The sequence below is a fragment of the Rothia sp. HMSC076D04 genome (assembly GCF_001814645.1).
In the GTDB taxonomy this organism is placed as follows: Bacteria; Actinomycetota; Actinomycetes; order Actinomycetales; family Micrococcaceae; genus Rothia; species Rothia mucilaginosa.
In genome coordinates this window covers 435,114-451,128 of sequence record NZ_KV817365.1, presented here as the reverse complement: position 1 = coordinate 451,128, position 16,015 = coordinate 435,114, and the positions used below count along the sequence as shown (strand labels likewise).

The following is a 16,015-nucleotide window of genomic DNA, read 5'->3' as shown; positions in this document are numbered from 1 at the left end:
CCGCCACCGACGCACCAAACCCGTGCCAGCCCACCGGCCGGCACGGGTTTTGCGGCACCACCCCATAAACACCCCACCAGACCCCCTCAGCCGAATCACACACGGCACCGACACCCAGAGGACACCACGTGGCAACACCCGACCAGGACGTGCGCAACCGCAAAATCAATCCTGAAGCACGCATGGAACTCAAGGAACACCTGCGCGAATTCCGCGACCGCCTCATCAAAGCGGCTATCGCAACCGTCATCGCAGCCATCATCGGTACGGTCTTCCTCTACCAGCCTTTCATCGAAATGATCTCTGTGCCCCTGCAGCAGATCAACGCAGAAACCGGCCGCAACGCAAACCTGAACTACGGTAGCGTCGCATCTCCTTTCGACCAGCTGCTTAAGGTCGGTATGTACATCGGCTTGGTGATCGCCTCTCCCGTCTGGCTCTACCAGGCGCTGCGATTCCTGCTGCCGGCACTGCACACCAAGGAGAAGAGGTATCTCTTCGGCTTCCTCACCGCATCTATTTTCGCGTTTGCCTGCGGTGTCGCCATTTCGTACTTCACCCTCCCCGGCGTGGTCTACGCACTGCTGAAGTTCACCCCCCTCAACGACAGTAACTACATTGACGCGGGCGTGTACATCTCCTTCATCCTGAAGTTCGTTGTGACGTTCTCCTGCGCCTTCATCATCCCTGTGATTCTGGTCGGCATTAACATGCTGGGCCTGATTCGCGGTAAGACCATCCTGAAGTCTTGGCGCTGGGTTGTTGTGCTCGTTGCGGTTATCGCAGCGCTGACTGCACCCGGTAGCGACATCATGATGATGTTCGTGCTCATGGCGCCGCTGCTGATTTTCTTTTTCGCAGCAATCCTCATCTGCATGATTAACGACAAGCGCCGCGACCGCAAGCTTGCCAAGCTGGCGCAGGGTTCGGATGAAGCAAGCCTGAACACCGCAACCAGCAGTGAAGACCTGGCGAAGATGGGTTACTTCGAGGACGAGAAGACTTCCTAAATTGAATAGCTCGCTTTGAGCAACCTAACCGAAAGGGGCGGGGTACAGAGAACCTGTACCCTGCCCCTTTCGCATGTTCCGCAACAGCGTCCCGAGGCGCACAGACGAATTTTTACAGCGCCCGCCGGTACATCTCCACGAAAAACCGCGCCCCTTTCGCACGCCGCCGATGCGCTCGCTGTTCGCCCATACCGGATTAGTGCCCGTGCAGGGTGCTTTCTGAAGGCTCGCGGCGGGTGAACCGTTACACTGGACATACTATGAGCAAGCACCACGCACAGCACACTTCTGACGCACACACTTCTGACGCTTCTAACGCACAGACCCCGGCGGAGCGCACCGACTACGCTGCCGCATACGCCGCATCCCGAGAACGCGCCGCATACGCGAAGACCGCCCTCGGGGCTTTTGAGGCGTCCCTTGATTTTCCGCTGGATGATTTTCAGCGTCAGGCGTGTGCCGCTGTGGAGGCGGACCGCTCCGTCCTCGTTGCCGCGCCTACTGGTGCCGGTAAGACCATTGTGGGTGAGTTCGGTATCTACCTGGCGTTGCGCCGCGGCATGAAGGCGTTCTACACGACCCCCATTAAGGCGCTGAGCAACCAGAAGTACCACGACTTTGTGCGCGCGTACGGTGAGGATTACGTGGGTCTGCTCACCGGCGATACGAGCATTAACACGGAAGCACCCGTGGTCGTGATGACCACCGAGGTGCTACGCAACATGCTCTACGCCAACTCGACCACGCTGACCGGCCTGGGCTATGTGGTCATGGATGAGGTGCACTACCTGGCGGACCGTTTCCGTGGCGCGGTGTGGGAAGAGGCGATTATTCACCTTCCCGAGCATGTGAACGTCATTTCCCTGTCGGCTACGGTGTCGAACGTTGAGGAGTTCGGCGCGTGGCTGGATACGGTGCGCGGCGGCACGGACATTATCGTTTCCGAGCACCGCCCGGTGCCCCTGTGGCAGCACATGATGGTCGGTCACCGCGTGGTGGACCTGTTCGTACCCGAAGACAACTCCGCGCAGGGCAAAAACCACACCCAGGGCAAGAACCAGGAGCCGGAGGAGAAGCTCTCCCGCAAGCAGGCGAAGAAGGCACAGAAAGCTAAGCAGCGTGGCGCAACCGTGGAGGCGGGCGCCAACCCACTGCTTGCCGGTCTGCGTCTGAACCCGCAGCTGAAGGCGTTACGCCCCGGCTTCCGTTCCGCGCCGGGCCGTGGACGCTACGGCGGCAAGCGTGAGCGTTTCCGTCACCGCCGTGAAGGCTGGCTCAATGAGACGTTCAGCAGCGGCGAGCGCGGCCGCTCGAACCGTCGTGACCGTTTCAGCAACGATCGTTTCAGTAACGACCGGGACTTTGATGCGCGCGGTGAGCAGAAGCCTCTGCGCCCGCAGCGCATTACCCGCCCGGAGATGGTGCGCGCCCTCGACAAACAGGGCCTGCTGCCCGCAATCTGCTTTATCTTCTCCCGTGCCGGTTGCGACGGCGCGGTCAGCCACTGCGTATCCGCCGATATTACGCTGACCACCCCCGAACAGCAGCAGACCATCCGCGCCTACATTGCGGAAGCAACCGCTCACCTGGACACCCGCGACCTGAACACCCTCGGCTACTACGAATGGCGTGACGGCCTCATCCGCGGTATCGCCGCGCACCACGCCGGCCTGCTACCCCTGTTCAAGGAGGTTGTCGAAACCCTCTTCGCCCAGGGCCTGATCAAGCTGGTCTTCGCCACCGAAACCCTCGCACTGGGCATCAACATGCCCGCCCGCACCGTCATCCTGGAAAAGCTCACCAAGTACAACGGCGAATCCCACGTAGACATCACCCCCGGCGAATACACCCAGCTGACCGGACGCGCCGGCCGCCGCGGTATCGACATCGAAGGCCACGCCGTCGTCATGTGGCGCCCCGGCATGTCCCCAGAACACGTGGCAACCCTCGCCTCAACCCGCACCTACCCGCTAAACTCCTCATTCCGCCCCACCTACAACATGGCGGCAAACCTCATCGCCTCCTACGGCGCCGAACGCACCCGCAAAATCCTGGAATCCTCCTTCGCACAGTTCCAGGCAGACAAGTCGGTCGTGGGCGTCGCCTCCCGCGTACGCAAAAACGAAAGCGCCCTAGAAGGCTACCGCGAAGCCATGGCATGCCACCTGGGCGACTTCACCGAATACGTCCAGCTCAGCCGCAACATCGCCGAACTGGAAAAGAAGGCATCCAAGAGCAACGAACGCCACGCACGCGCGCAGGCACACCACAGCATCCAGCAGCTACTGCCCGGCGACATCATCTACATTCCGCACGGCCGCTCCCGCGGCTACGCAGTCGTCATCACCCGCTCCGATTCGCACGCCGACCCGCGCATCGGCATCCTTACCGAGGACGCGCACCAGCGCACCGCCTCAACCCGCGATTTCGAAGGCGCCATCGAACCGGTCTCACGCATCAAAATCCCCAAGCGCCTAAGCCTCAAAACCGCCAAGGAACGCCGCGACACCGCAAGCCGCATGCGCCAGGCACTCTACGACGGCCGCGCCCCGCGTGCGCTCGCACAGCAGAACATCCCGGCTCGTCAGAACAGCATTGACGCGCAGCTGGAGGCTCTGCAGGCTCAGCTGCGTAACCACCCGTGCCACGGCTGCTCCGACCGCACGAACCATATGCGTTGGGCTGAACGCTGGCAGAAGCTCAACTCTGAGACGGAAGGGTTGCGCCGTCAGATTGCCCGCCGCACCAACACGATTGCGCAGGTCTTCAACCGCATTGCGCGTCTGCTGGAGAGCTACGGCTACGTCGAACGCACCGAGGATAACGAACTGTCGCTAACCACCGGCGGCCAGGCGCTGCGCCGCATCTACGGCGAGCGCGACCTACTGACCGCCCTGTGCCTGGACGCGCACTTCCTCGACGGACTGGAGCCCGCCGCCATCGCGGCAACCGTCGCCGCACTAACCTACCAGGGTAAGCGCGACGCCGTAGAATACCTGGCGCACTACCCGCACCCGTCCCTGCGCGCACCCATCGCGACAATTACGCAGCGCCTCGCCGACCTGAACGCAGCCGAAGAACAGTTCAAGGTCAACCCGACCCCCGCATGCGACTTCGGCCTGGTCGAACCCATGTACGCCTGGGCGAACGGCGCACACCTCGCAAAGGCAATCGAGGACACCGGCCTTGCCGCCGGCGACTTCGTGCGCTGGGCAAAGCAGGTACTGGACGCACTGGACCAGATCGCGCACATCCGCTCACTGGACCCGGTCATCCGCGCCCGCTGTGAAGAAGCAATCGAGGCGGTACGCCGCGGCGTAGTCGCACTCGACGTCTAACCCGCACCGTAGTGCTACACCGTACAGAGTGCTACACCGCGCCCGATCGGTTCGGGCCACCACCCCCGCGACTGTGCATTGTTCTGCATCATCTAAGTTCCGCCTCATCTAAGGACGAACGAACTACCACAGGCAGCGGGGGTGCTTCTATACTCAAATGAGACGCTCAGCTAAGCTACGCGAGCACAATTGAAGTGCCCGCCCCGTGTGCGCCTCGGCGCGCCTCAAAGGTGAAAGGAATCTAATGTCTACCCGTATTTTTGTAGATGGTAGCGTGTACAGCCCGGTCGACCCGTACGCAACCGCAATGCTCGTCGAAGACGGCTTCGTCCGCTGGGTTGGTTCCGACTCCGGGGCACGTTCAATTGCCGACGAATCAGCCACCATCACCGAACTCGACGGCGCCCTGCTGACCCCCGCCTTTGCGCGCGCACTGGCACCGGTAGCAGGAAAAGAAGCACCCGAAATCCTCGACTACCTGCAGGCATACCGCGCCGCCGGCTACCACACGCACACCCTACTCGCCGGCATGGAAGACGTACCCGACCTCGTCTCCGCACTCAGCTACTACAACGCCGAACACGGCGTACCCGACATCCGCCTCATCCTCAACGCCACCGGCGTAGAAACCGACGAACTAATCAGCGCCATCAAGGCACTACGCCCCCTCACCGAAGGCGAACGCGCCATCAAAGGCCTGCAGCTAGTCGGTATCTCCGTCGCACCCACCGAGGCACCCGCAGCAGCACAGGTAGCCGAAGACGCAGCACTCCTGCTCTCCATCGACGCATCCACCAGCTTTGCCGACGCAGCCGACGCAGCACTCACCGCACGCAAAAACCGCCCCTGGCTGCCCATCCGCCTCGACGCAGCAACCAGCACCCCGCAAGACCCCATCACCGACGAACACCTCATCCAACTAGCAGAAGCACGCATCAACCTCGGCCTGAGCGTCTGCGAACCCGAAGAAGACGAAGCCACCAACGACACCGTCCAGGCACTCCTCGCACACGCCGGGGGAGAAGCGCGTGAGTCTGTTGCCTCAGTCGCCCGCCGCGCAAACGCAACCGGCACCTCCATCGCCCTCGGCTCCGACACCCAACTCTACGCACCCGGCGCCTGGTCCCTCATCCGCGAACTCGTCAACGACGAACACGGCATCTCCGCACGCAGCGCCTTCGCCGCCCTCACCCGCGGCGTATACCGCCTAGCACACGAAGAAAACCCCTTCACCGGTCAGCTCACCCCCGACACCCCCGCATACGTAGCACAATGGCGCGTCGAAGCCCTCATGGTTCAAGCACCCGACTCCCGCGTTGCATCGTGGAGCACCGACCCCCGCGCTCGCATTCCGCTGCTTCCGGTGTTGGATGAAGATTCGCCTCTGCCCATCCTGGAATCTATTTACACTGAAAGTAACTAATTTTTAGCTTGTCAGAGGCTTTTTAAGGGGTTTCAACCCCTCAATAATTCATTGATTTGAATGTTTACCCGGTATACTGGACATCTACCGGTCTGTTTTATATACACCTGTGAGGGAGTAATATGCGCGTTCTAACTGTCATCCCGACGTATAACGAGAAGGAGAACCTACCCATCGTGGTAGAGCGTCTTCGTAAGGCAGCTCCCGAGGTGGACATTCTCGTGGTGGATGATAACAGCCCCGACGGCACCGGCCAGATTGCTGATGAGCTGTCGGCTAAGGATTCCCAGATTCACGTTCTGCACCGCACCGTTAAGGACGGCCTGGGTGGCGCGTACCTTGCTGGCTTCGATTGGGGCCTTGAGGCAGGCTACGACGTTCTGATTGAGATGGATGCTGACTGCTCGCACCAGCCTGAGCAGCTTCCTTCTCTGGTTCGTGCTGTGGAGGCGGGCGCTGACCTGGCTATTGGCTCGCGTTACGTTCCCGGCGGCAAGACCAAGAACTGGCCGGCTCACCGCCAGGTTCTCTCTCGCGGCGCTAACCTGTACACCCGCCTGATTCTGGGCACCTCCATCAAGGACATTACCGCTGGTTTCCGCGCGTACCGTCGTGAGGCCCTGCAGCGTCTGAACCTGGACGGTATTGACTCTAAGGGCTACGTGTTCCAGGTTGATCTGGCGTGGCGTTCTGAGCAGGCTGGCCTGAATATTGTTGAGGTTCCGATTACCTTCGTTGAGCGTGAGATTGGCGCTTCGAAGATGGACGGCAACATTATCTTTGACTCCATGTCTAAGGTGACCCGTTGGGGTATGGCTAACCGCATTCAGAAGCTGAAGAAGGCTCTGGGCAAGTAATCGTCCCTCGCTCTGAGACTTATACGAAAGACCGGGGCGGATACATAACGTATCCGCCCCGGTCTTTTTACGCTTTCTGTAGCGCTCTATCCTGGCTCACGTGCCGATGGGAAGCCCCCTACCAAACAAGAAGCCCGCCTCAGAGCACGGGTGGCTCTTAGCGGGCTTCTACAGCCTTTCTACGGCGCCTCTACGGTGCTTTTAGAGCGCGTAGTGCTTGCGGTAGTATTCCAGGCGGTCTTCCAGAGTCTTTTCCAGCTCTTCGATGCTGCGGCGTTCCATGAGCATATCCCAGTGGGTACGTGCGGGCTTCTCTTCTTCGGCGTCTGCGGTGGAGTCGCCGTTGACGAGGTATGCTTCCTTACCGGACTTTGCGGTCCATACCGAGGGGATTTCTGCTTCTGCCGCGAAGGTCACGAAAACGCGGTCACCGTCAGCGGTACGGTATTCGACGCGCTGGCGGGGCGCGGGCTGTACGTTCGATTCGGTTTCCATCGACTGGGAACCCAGGCGCATACCGCGCAGGCTACGATCGCTCATTTTTCCTCCAGTGTCGTCGGGTGCGCTCTTTGGCGCTTTAGGCGTAACGTTGGGCGGGGGAGAGCTATTCCCTCGAACGTTTACAAAACATCCATTATATCGGTAATAGTCTCCACCCGCCCAGCGTGGTGGCGTTTATTCGGCGTGATTTTTGGTGATTCGCGCCTTTTTATGCGTTAGATTTCGCGTTTAGCCGTTGATGCCGTAGCTTCCGGGTGCCTGCGGTGCGCTCTTGGATGCCTCCGCTGCGGGCTTCTTGGGCGCGTCCGCGAGGTCGGATGCGGGCAGGGTGCCGAATGCGTTGCCCAGGCCGCGCAGTGCATCGCCGAGTTCGGTCGGGATGAACCAGAGCTTGTTTGCGTCGCCTTCGGCGAGCTTGGGCAGGGTCTGCAGGTACTGGTAGGTGAGCAGCTGCTGGCTGGGGTTGGATTCGTGGATTGCGGCGAAGACCTTCTGCACGGCTTCGGCTTCACCGTTTGCGCGCAGGATTGCGGACTGTGCGTCACCTTCTGCGCGAAGGATCTGTGCCTGCTTTTCACCCTCTGCACGCAGGATAGCGGCGCGGGATTCACCTTCTGCGGTCAGAATGTCAGACTGCTTCTGGCCTTCTGCGGTGAGGATTGCGGCGCGGCGGTCACGCTCTGCACGCATCTGCTTCTCCATGGAGTCCTGGATGGACACCGGGGGCTGGATTTCCTTGATGTCCACGCGGGAGACGCGCAGGCCCCAGCGGCCGGTGGTGGAGTCGAGTACACCTCGCAGTTCCGCGTTGATCTGGTCGCGGGAGGTGAGGGTCTGCTCCAGGTTCAGGCCACCAACGACGTTACGCAGGGTTGCGCTGGTCAGCTCGTCCACGGCGCGAATGTAGTTGGTGATTTCGTAGGTTGCCGAGCGGGGGTCGGTGACCTGGAAGTACACGACGGTGTCGATACCAACCACGAGGTTGTCTTCGGTAATCACGGACTGCGAGGGGAAGGAAACCACCTGTTCGCGCAGGTCGATGAGGGGCAGCACGCGGTCAACTACGGGGATGACGATGTGCAGGCCGGGGTTGAGAACGGCGTGGAACTTGCCCAGTCGTTCGACGATGCCGGCTCGTCCCTGCGGGATGACGCGCACGGTCTTGGCTAGCATCGTCAGCACGAAGAGGATGAGTAGGACCGTCAGAATAAGGCTGATAGGCATTATTTCTCCTTATCGGTGAGTTATATGGTGTGTTTTTGGGGTATCTGAATTGGTATTTGGAGCCGGTATTCAGATGGGTCTTAGTCGTGGGGGAGAGGCTCTACAATTGCGGTAGCACCCTCGATAGCTCGTACCCTCGCGTGCGATCCTGCAGGGAGCATTCCGGAGGCGGTGCGTGCCGTCCAGGTATCGCCAGCTAGTACCACCAAACCGGTTTCATTAGTCACATCTTGAGTGACGCGCACCTCAGCACCAACGAGTGCTTCAGCATTAGTAACAGCGCCGGTTGCTGATTTATTGAGCTTTTTCAGCAACGGCGGGCGCAAGCCAAGAACCAGAATCAGGCAGATCACCACGAAAATAACGGTTCGAATCAGCATGTTATCGACGAAGGGCGATATTGCTGCGGTAATGCCTGCGCTAATCGCCAGCATGAGAAAGAACAAGTCGAGGCTGAGCATTTCTATGACGGCGAAAACGAGGGCGAGTGCAACCCAGAGTGTCCAGGGTGTCTCAAAGAGCCAATCCACGAGTTTCTCCTTTGATGTACATCAACCGGCGTGGTTGACGTTGGATCTGCACACGAGGCGACAGCACCTTCGTGATGCGGGGTATATCCATTATTTCAGGTGGATTGAGTGTAGGCGATAGTTCTGGTGACCGAGTGAGGTTAATACATGAACTGTTAAGACTTTATTTAGATACGGGAATCTTGAGTTCATTCTAGACCTCCCTAAAAAGCCGATAATATACATTATGTAAAGTAGACCTATTTTTCACTACCCCACCGACTGCTCACCGGTGCTTTCTACGCTCAGGCTGGCACGGGTCAAACCTGCGCTCCTCGCAGTGCGACCGCGCTGTTCCATCCGCGGTTCTGAACTCCGCGCGCCTCAGCTAGCCGTACGCTCACATGCTCCGAACCTCGGATTCCTCAACGCCTCCCGTTAAACGACAAACACCCGAGACGAGCTCACACCATTCGGTGCGCCCCATCTCGGGTGCCTATCATCAGCTACTAGGCTTCTTTATTCTGCGTGCCTGGAGCTGAACTCTACCCAGGCGTTGAGCACACGCTCTGCTGCACCGGATGCAATAGATTCGCGTGCATCGGCCAGCGCCTGAGTGAAGCGGGTCTCAAAGCTCTCACCGTTGACCGGGCGGTACGCCACCAGGCCTGCGGCCGCATTGATGAGCACAGCGTCGTGAATAGCGCGCAGCGGGCTCTTCGGGGCCTCGCCCTCCCCCGCCAAAATGGCACGGAAAACACCCGCGTTGTACTCGGCGTCGCCGCCTCGCAGCTGCTCCAGCGGCGCGTTCTGCAGGCCGTACTCGGTCGGGTCAAAACGGTACTCGGTCAGCTCGCCGTCCACAGCCTCCCACAGGCGGCTCGTGGTGGCGATGGTCAGCTCGTCCAGGCCGTCATCACCGCGGAAAATCAGGGCGTGGTCGCCGCGCTCTGCGAAGACGTGAGCCATCTTCTCAGCCATGACCGGGTTAGCAACGCCAATAGCCGAGGACTTCACGCGGGCCGGGTTCGTCATGGGGCCCAGGTAGTTGAATGCGGTCGGAATGCCCAGCAGGCGGCGGGTCGGGCCCACGTGGCGCATTGCCGGGTGGAAGGTCATGGCAAACAGGAAGGTGATGCCAGTCTCGCGAGCGCATTCGGCGACTGCGGGAATGGGCATGTCGAGGCGGATTCCGAGGGCTTCGAGGACGTCTGCGGAGCCGGATTTGGAGGTAGAGGCGCGGTTGCCGTGCTTGACGACGGTTGCGCCGGTGCCTGCGATGACAAGGGCGGCCATAGTGGAGATGTTGACGGTGTTTTGCTGGTCGCCGCCGGTGCCGACGATGTCTACGGCGTTGGGGTCGATGTCGACGGTTTCGGCTTTGGCAATCATTCCGGCTGCGAGTGCGCCGAGTTCTTCGGGAGTTTCGCCTTTGGAGTGGAGGGCGGTGAGGAAGGACGCGAGGATCGGCTGTTCGGTTTGGCCGGTCATGATTTGGTCCATTGCCCAGGCGACTTCGGTGTCGGTGAGGTTTTGGTGTTTGACGAGCTGGTTGAGGATGTATTTCCAGGTGATTTCGTGCGTAGTCATGTGTTAAGTGTAAAACCCCCGCCGCGTATCTGCATGGTTGGGTGCAGTATGCGAGACGGGGGTTTATTAGGCGCGTTGCGCTTTAGTGGCGCGTGGTGGCGGTTTAGTGGAAGGAGTCACCGCATGCGCAGGAGCCTGCTGCGTTGGGGTTGTCGATGGAGAAGCCCTGCTTTTCGATGGTGTCTTCGAAGTCGATGGTGGAGCCATCGAGGTAGGGCGCGCTCATCTTGTCGACGATGACTTCTACGCCGTCGAAGTTGCGGACTGCGTCGCCGTCGAGGACGCGCTCGTCGAAGTAGAGCTGGTAGATGAGGCCGGAGCAGCCGCCGGGCTGGACGGCGATGCGCAGGCGCAGGTCGGTGCGGCCTTCCTGCTCGAGGAGGGTGCGGACCTTGGTCTGTGCTACTTCGGTGAGGTTGACGCCGTGGGTCGGCAGTTCGATGGTGGTTGCACTCATTGGTGTTGTCCTTTTGTTTTGTTGGTTGCCCGTGTGCGCCGCGTGTGCGCCGCGTGTGGGTGTTTTAGCCTTCACGATACGCGCCCGGGTGTTTGATGTACAACCTAGGGTGTGCATAGTTCGCCGGGGGCGTGAGTGTTGGTGTGGGGGCTTGACAAATAATTCTGCTTCTAGGATACCGAAAAAGTGGGGGTTGGGGTTTGTGACCTTTCTCCCCCACTTTTTGTGGATGTTTCTCCCCCGCGCTTCCTGAAACTTTCTAACCGAGTGGGTGCTGGTCAGCGAGCGCGTTTAGCGAGCGCCGAGTGCGCTCAGAAGCAGCGCCTCCGCAAGGATTGCGTTCTTGAAGTCCGGGATGTAGAGGGACTCGTTGGCGCTGTGTGCGCGGGTGTCGGGGTCTTCTACGCCGGTGACGAGAATCTGTGCCTGCGGGAAGACGTCCTTCAGGTCGGAGATGAATGGGATGGAGCCGCCCATGCCGGTCTGTACGGGTTCTACGTCCCATGCGGCGCGCATTGCGTCGAGGGCGGTCTGTGCGCCGTCTGCGTCGACTTCGGTGGCGAAGGGCATGCCGGAGTCGACGGCGGTGTAGTTCGCCTGAGCACCGTGGGGTGCGTGTGCCTTGATGTGTTCGGCGAGTGCGCGGTGTGCGTTTTCGGGGTTGTCGCCGGGTGCTAGGCGGGTGCTGATGCGTGCGCGGGATACGACGGCGAGGGTGTTGGAGGAGGTTGCGATGGAGGGGATGTCCATGCCGATGACGGAGATTGCCGGCTGGGTCCACAGTCGGGAGGCAACGCTACCGGTGCCTGCCAGGGGTACGGTGTCGAGGATTCCGGAGTCGTTGCGGAAGTCTGCTTCGGCGTATTCGAGTTCGGGCTCGGGGGCGCGGTGTAGGCCTTCGACGGCTACGGCGCCGGTGGCGTCGTGCAGGGTGGCGAGTAGCTGCGCCATGAGGGTGTGTGCGTCGAGCATGGGGCCGCCGAACATGCCGGAGTGGATGGCGTGGCTGCCGACGCGCACCTCGATGTCGCCGGATGCGACGCCGCGCAGGCTGGTGGTCAGTGCGGGTACGCCGGCACGCCAGTTGGCGGAGTCTGCGACCACGATGTAGTCGGCGGACAGTTCCTCACGGTAGGTGTTGAGGAAGGAGACGAAGGAGGGCGAGCCTGCCTCTTCTTCGCCTTCGATGAAGAGCTTCACACCGAGTTTGAAGTCCTCGCCGAGAGTTTCGTTGAGGGCTGCGAGCGCGGCGAGGTGCACGAGGATGCCTGCCTTGTCGTCTGCTGCGCCGCGGCCGTAGAGGCGGCCACCCTTGCGGGTTGCGACGAAGGGGTCGGTGTCCCATAGGTCGAGGTTGCCGGCGGGCTGTACGTCGTGGTGGGCGTAGAGCAGGATGGTCGGGTAGCCTTCTGCGGCGGGGCGGGAGGCAATGACGGCGGGCATGCCCTGCTTTTCGGTGCCGTCGGCGGTGGTGTAGGTGGCACGTTCGATGCGTACGTTGTTGAAGCCTGCCTTGGTTGCGAGCGCGGCGACTGCCTCGGCGCTGCGGTCTACCTGGGTGAGGTCGTGCGATTCCCAGGCGATGGAGGGGATGGCAACGAGCTCGGTGAGGGTCTGCAGGGTTGCTTCGAAGTTTTTGGTGACGGCGTCGCGGAGGGCGCTGTGGTGGGTGAATTCAGTAGTCATGTTTCTACCTTACCCCTACCTTACCCGCCGCCGCCGGGTGGTTGGGGTTGTTTCAGTTGCTGGTGTGGGCTTGTGGGGGCGGGTTTGGTGTGTGCCGTTCGGGTATGATGGGAGGGTGTTTGGTCGTAAGAAAGAGAAGGCTGAAGCGGAAGCTGTTCAGCCGCAGGTTGTAGAGGAGCCTCAGGCTCCGGTTAATCCGAAGTTCACCCCGAAGAAGGGCCGTCCTACTCCTTCGCGTAAGGAGCAGCAGGCGGCTCGTCGTCAGCCTCTGGTTGTTAATGACCGTAAGGAGGCGAAGGCGCGTGAACGTGAGGCGATGGCGAAGGCTCGTGAGCGTCAGAATGATGCGTTGATGGGTGGCGATCAACGTTACCTGCCCGCCGTGGACCGTGGTTCGCAGCGCCGTTATATCCGTGATTATGTGGATGCGCGCCGTAACCTTGGCGATTTTATGTTGGCTGTGCTGCTGGTTCTGCTTATTGGTGGCTGGATTGCTCAGGGTGTGTCGGGTACGTCTACTGCGGCGGCACCGATTTATTACGGTTCCGTGTACGCAATGTATGCGCTGATGATTCTGTGGGTTGTTGACTACTTTATTTTGTGGCGCAGCCTGAAGAAGAAGCTGATTGCGAAGTTCGGCGAGGTTCAGCGTGGTTCTGGCATGTATGCGTTTAACCGTATGATGATGATTCGTCGTATGCGCCGCCCGGTTCCGATGGTGAAGTACGGCGAGTACCCGCACTAAGTCGTTTGTGCCCTGCGGTGTGGCTCCCTAGTGGCTCTGTGGGGGTTGTGCTTGTTGGGTGTGGGGAGAGGTCCTGAAGGTTCAAGGCCTCTCCCCTATTTTTGTGCCCGCTAATTCTTACCCTCTTACGCGTGGACGTATATGTCGTGGTTATACGCCGGTACGGTTAGGCTTCGATTCGGGAGTAGAGGATCTGCCACCTGCCGTCGCGGTGTTCGAGGGCGAATGTGTAGATTTCTTCTTCCTTGTCGCTGCTCCAGGTTTCTTGGCGGCCGTCGGGTTCTACCTCGGTGTGTTTGTCCCATTCGTGGTTGGTTTTCAGGTAGTAGGTTTGGCCGTCGTCGCTCCAGGGTATGCCTTCGGGTTCGAAGTGTTCGATGCCGTCGATGACCCATCCGCCGCGCTGGTAGAGCGCTTCTATTTCCTTGTAGATTTTGAGTTCTCCGTCGTTTGATGAGGAGAGGAATTCGCGGGCTTTGCTGTAGTCGCCGGTTTGGACGCCGTAGTTGACCCATTGGTTCCAGGCGTCCATGGTTTTGAGGAGGCCGTCGGGGGTCTTTGCGCGGTAGCCGTCTTCGGGGGCGTTGGGTTTGGGGACGTTCTGGGCGGGGCCTTTGGCGTCTGCCTTGCGGTATTCGCTGTTACCGGCATTGTTGCCGGAACTACTGCTTGGGCTGCTGTTGGTGGCAGACTTGCCGGAGGCGGTGGATCCGTCTCCTGCAGTTGTGATGTCGTGCGGTGCGCAGGCGGCGAGTAGGGTGCTGAGGCTGATGAGTGTGCCTCCGGTCAGCATTGAGCGGCGGTTCAGCATGTTCGGGTTCATGGTTGGTCCTCCACATCGTTGTAGTGCATGGTCTCCCGCTTATCTCCATTATGCGCGAGCGCGCACGTGGAACCTGTCATTGCTTTCCTACCCTCCGGGCGGGTGGCGGTCTATCTTGCGGAAAGTTTAGGAGGGCTTCACTTTGGTTGTTGCTTCAAAATGCGCGGCGGCTCAACACATCAGAATCCATCAAAAATTTCTTCATAATTACTTATCCACACCTTCGTAGCCCATAATTTCCCATTTCTGACCATCATGCTTCAGCTCGAATTTGAAAGTGTCATTGGTCTTATCCTCATTCACCCAGCTACGCGAACTACTGTCAGATTCAACATAAATCTCACGATCCCAGTGACGATACGCCTTCCAAAAATACGTCTCCCCATCCTCAGACCACGGCGCACCATCAGCCTCAAAATAGTCAACTCCACCAATAATCCAACCGCCACTAGCGTAAAGATCCTCAACATCGGCATATGCCTGCAACTCATCTTTAAACTCCGACGACACAAACTGACGAGCCACGGAATAATCACCAGTCTCGGTGCCATAGTTAGCCCATTCAACCCACGCTTTAAGGGTCTTACGCATGCCTTCAACAGACTTCTCACGGTACCCATCTTCTGGCTCAGCAGGCTTGGGTACATTCTGTGCATTGCCGTACTTATCCGCAGGGCGGTACTCACCATCCGGCGCCTTGGAACCACCCGAGTAGCCACGAACAGTAGACGGAGTAGCACTCGCCGAAGGCGACTCAGATACCGCAGCCGAAGCCAACTCATTCGGTGCGGTGGAGGCGGTAGCTGCCGCCTCGTTATTTGCCTGCTGGCCACACGCCGCAAGCAGGGCCCCCAGGCCCACAAGCGCACCGCTACTCAGCAGGGTGCGGCGACTCAACACATCAGAATCCTTCAAAAATTTCTCCATGATTACTTATCCACACCTTCGTAGCCCACAATTTCCCACTTTGTTCCATTATGTTTAAATTCATATTTAAACGTATCATCGCTTTTATCATCATTATTCCATCCACGCCAGCTACCATCATATTCAACATATATCTCGCGATTCCATTCTCGGTATGCCTTCCAGAAATATATCTCTCCATCTTCTGACCAAGGCGCACCATCAGCACGCAGGTTTTCTATTCCGTCAATTACCCAACCTCCGCGTCGATAAAGGTCTTCAATATCATCGTATTCTTTTAGCTCAACTTCAAAAGTCGGTGAAATGAACTGACGAGCCATTAAATAGTCACCAGTCTGCACACCATAATTACCCCATTTAATCCATGCATCCATCGTCTTACGGATACCTTCAATAGACTTCTCGCGATAGCCCTCTTCAGGAGCGTTAGGCTTGGGCACATTCTGAGCGTTACCGTGCTTGTCAGCAGGGCGGTACTCCCCATCCGGAGCCTTCGACCCGCCCGAATAGCCACGGACAGTAGACGGGGTAGCACTCGCAGAGGGAGAATCGGTAGCTACCGCAGATGCCGAAGCCGACTCGCTCGGCGCAGCGGATGCGGTAGCTGCCGCCTCGTTATTTGCCTGCTGACCACACGCTGCGAGCAAAGCTGACGCACCAAGGGACACGGCGCCAGCGAACAATGCACGGCGGTTAATAACAAAAGAAGACACAGAAATTCCTATCCTCAGAAATACAAAACTCTAGAATTTTGAAATGCGCTAATTCTCAGCACATTAGCCATCTACCTGTTCGCAGCCAACAATCTTCCAGGAAGAATCGGAGTACTTAAACTCAAACTTCCACGTATCGTTATCCTTCTGGATATTGACGTCTCTGTGCCACTCGCCAGTAGGCTCCACAAGAGTTATATAATTCCACTCGC

Annotated in this window: 14 protein-coding genes; 5 read left to right on the top strand and 9 right to left on the bottom strand. The window is 59.2% G+C overall.

Going from position 1 to position 16,015, the window contains the following annotated elements; genetic code table 11:
* The first annotated feature begins 128 nt into the window (after positions 1–128).
* The 4 genes from tatC to HMPREF2980_RS04135 all read left to right on the top strand — a co-directional run bounded on the left by tatC (position 129) and on the right by HMPREF2980_RS04135 (position 6,628).
* Positions 129–1,010 (top strand): twin-arginine translocase subunit TatC, encoded by an 882-nt coding sequence (gene tatC, locus HMPREF2980_RS04150; protein WP_070666591.1) that lies wholly within the window; start codon positions 129–131, stop codon positions 1,008–1,010.
* Positions 1,011–1,270: 260 nt separating this feature from the next.
* Positions 1,271–4,348, top strand: a complete 3,078-nt coding sequence (locus HMPREF2980_RS04145; RefSeq protein WP_070690288.1) for a DEAD/DEAH box helicase — start codon at positions 1,271–1,273, stop codon at positions 4,346–4,348.
* Positions 4,349–4,592: 244 nt separating this feature from the next.
* Positions 4,593–5,771, top strand: coding sequence for an amidohydrolase (locus HMPREF2980_RS04140; RefSeq protein WP_070690286.1), 1,179 nt, complete (start codon positions 4,593–4,595; stop codon positions 5,769–5,771).
* Between the two features lie 122 nt (positions 5,772–5,893).
* A complete protein-coding gene (locus HMPREF2980_RS04135; RefSeq protein ID WP_049327188.1) occupies positions 5,894–6,628 on the top strand; it encodes a polyprenol monophosphomannose synthase in 735 nt (244 codons plus the stop codon).
* A 201-nt stretch (positions 6,629–6,829) separates the two neighbouring features.
* Here HMPREF2980_RS04135 and HMPREF2980_RS04130 read toward each other — a convergent pair whose 3' ends face one another.
* The 6 genes from HMPREF2980_RS04130 to HMPREF2980_RS04105 all read right to left on the bottom strand — a co-directional run bounded on the left by HMPREF2980_RS04130 (position 6,830) and on the right by HMPREF2980_RS04105 (position 12,595).
* The gene (locus HMPREF2980_RS04130; RefSeq protein WP_005506034.1) at positions 6,830–7,168 is read right to left on the bottom strand and encodes an RNA polymerase-binding protein RbpA; all 339 of its coding nucleotides are present in this window, start codon (positions 7,166–7,168) and stop codon (positions 6,830–6,832) included.
* Positions 7,169–7,357: 189 nt separating this feature from the next.
* Positions 7,358–8,353 carry an SPFH domain-containing protein gene (locus HMPREF2980_RS04125; RefSeq protein ID WP_070690284.1) on the bottom strand — a complete coding sequence of 332 codons (996 nt, stop codon included), beginning with the start codon at positions 8,351–8,353 and terminating at the stop codon, positions 7,358–7,360.
* A gap of 80 nt (positions 8,354–8,433) precedes the next feature.
* Positions 8,434–8,883 (bottom strand): NfeD family protein, encoded by a 450-nt coding sequence (locus tag HMPREF2980_RS04120; protein ID WP_070690281.1) that lies wholly within the window; start codon positions 8,881–8,883, stop codon positions 8,434–8,436.
* Between the two features lie 498 nt (positions 8,884–9,381).
* Complete coding sequence (trpD, locus tag HMPREF2980_RS04115; protein ID WP_049337622.1) at positions 9,382–10,452, bottom strand: anthranilate phosphoribosyltransferase; 1,071 nt, start codon at positions 10,450–10,452, stop codon at positions 9,382–9,384.
* Between the two features lie 103 nt (positions 10,453–10,555).
* Positions 10,556–10,909: a HesB/IscA family protein gene (locus tag HMPREF2980_RS04110; protein WP_049337623.1), complete on the bottom strand. Its 354-nt coding sequence runs from the start codon at positions 10,907–10,909 to the stop codon at positions 10,556–10,558.
* Between the two features lie 291 nt (positions 10,910–11,200).
* Positions 11,201–12,595, bottom strand: coding sequence for a M20/M25/M40 family metallo-hydrolase (locus HMPREF2980_RS04105; protein ID WP_049341233.1), 1,395 nt, complete (start codon positions 12,593–12,595; stop codon positions 11,201–11,203).
* 115 nt (positions 12,596–12,710) lie between these two features.
* Between HMPREF2980_RS04105 and HMPREF2980_RS04100 the strand changes: the two genes are divergently transcribed.
* The gene (locus HMPREF2980_RS04100) at positions 12,711–13,340 is read left to right on the top strand and encodes a DUF3043 domain-containing protein (protein WP_070634064.1); all 630 of its coding nucleotides are present in this window, start codon (positions 12,711–12,713) and stop codon (positions 13,338–13,340) included.
* A 166-nt stretch (positions 13,341–13,506) separates the two neighbouring features.
* On the opposite strand, the gene HMPREF2980_RS04095 is transcribed toward HMPREF2980_RS04100, so the two are convergent.
* The 3 genes from HMPREF2980_RS04095 to HMPREF2980_RS04085 all read right to left on the bottom strand — a co-directional run bounded on the left by HMPREF2980_RS04095 (position 13,507) and on the right by HMPREF2980_RS04085 (position 15,803).
* A complete protein-coding gene (locus tag HMPREF2980_RS04095; RefSeq protein ID WP_070634065.1) occupies positions 13,507–14,163 on the bottom strand; it encodes a DUF6318 family protein in 657 nt (218 codons plus the stop codon).
* A gap of 207 nt (positions 14,164–14,370) precedes the next feature.
* The gene (locus HMPREF2980_RS04090; protein ID WP_070688241.1) at positions 14,371–15,090 is read right to left on the bottom strand and encodes a DUF6318 family protein; all 720 of its coding nucleotides are present in this window, start codon (positions 15,088–15,090) and stop codon (positions 14,371–14,373) included.
* A gap of 2 nt (positions 15,091–15,092) precedes the next feature.
* The gene (locus HMPREF2980_RS04085; RefSeq protein WP_070690280.1) at positions 15,093–15,803 is read right to left on the bottom strand and encodes a DUF6318 family protein; all 711 of its coding nucleotides are present in this window, start codon (positions 15,801–15,803) and stop codon (positions 15,093–15,095) included.
* Between the last annotated feature and the right edge of the window lie 212 nt (positions 15,804–16,015).

Coding starts and splice junctions, on each gene's coding strand:
- HMPREF2980_RS04135 (WP_049327188.1), top strand. CDS start 5,894: ATGCGCGTTCTAACTGTCATCCCGACGTATAACGAGAAGGAGAACCTA.
- HMPREF2980_RS04125 (WP_070690284.1), bottom strand. CDS start 8,353: ATGCCTATCAGCCTTATTCTGACGGTCCTACTCATCCTCTTCGTGCTG.
- HMPREF2980_RS04110 (WP_049337623.1), bottom strand. CDS start 10,909: ATGAGTGCAACCACCATCGAACTGCCGACCCACGGCGTCAACCTCACC.
- HMPREF2980_RS04145 (WP_070690288.1), top strand. CDS start 1,271: ATGAGCAAGCACCACGCACAGCACACTTCTGACGCACACACTTCTGAC.
- trpD (WP_049337622.1), bottom strand. CDS start 10,452: ATGACTACGCACGAAATCACCTGGAAATACATCCTCAACCAGCTCGTC.
- HMPREF2980_RS04105 (WP_049341233.1), bottom strand. CDS start 12,595: ATGACTACTGAATTCACCCACCACAGCGCCCTCCGCGACGCCGTCACC.
- HMPREF2980_RS04090 (WP_070688241.1), bottom strand. CDS start 15,090: ATGGAGAAATTTTTGAAGGATTCTGATGTGTTGAGTCGCCGCACCCTG.
- HMPREF2980_RS04095 (WP_070634065.1), bottom strand. CDS start 14,163: ATGAACCCGAACATGCTGAACCGCCGCTCAATGCTGACCGGAGGCACA.
- HMPREF2980_RS04130 (WP_005506034.1), bottom strand. CDS start 7,168: ATGAGCGATCGTAGCCTGCGCGGTATGCGCCTGGGTTCCCAGTCGATG.
- HMPREF2980_RS04140 (WP_070690286.1), top strand. CDS start 4,593: ATGTCTACCCGTATTTTTGTAGATGGTAGCGTGTACAGCCCGGTCGAC.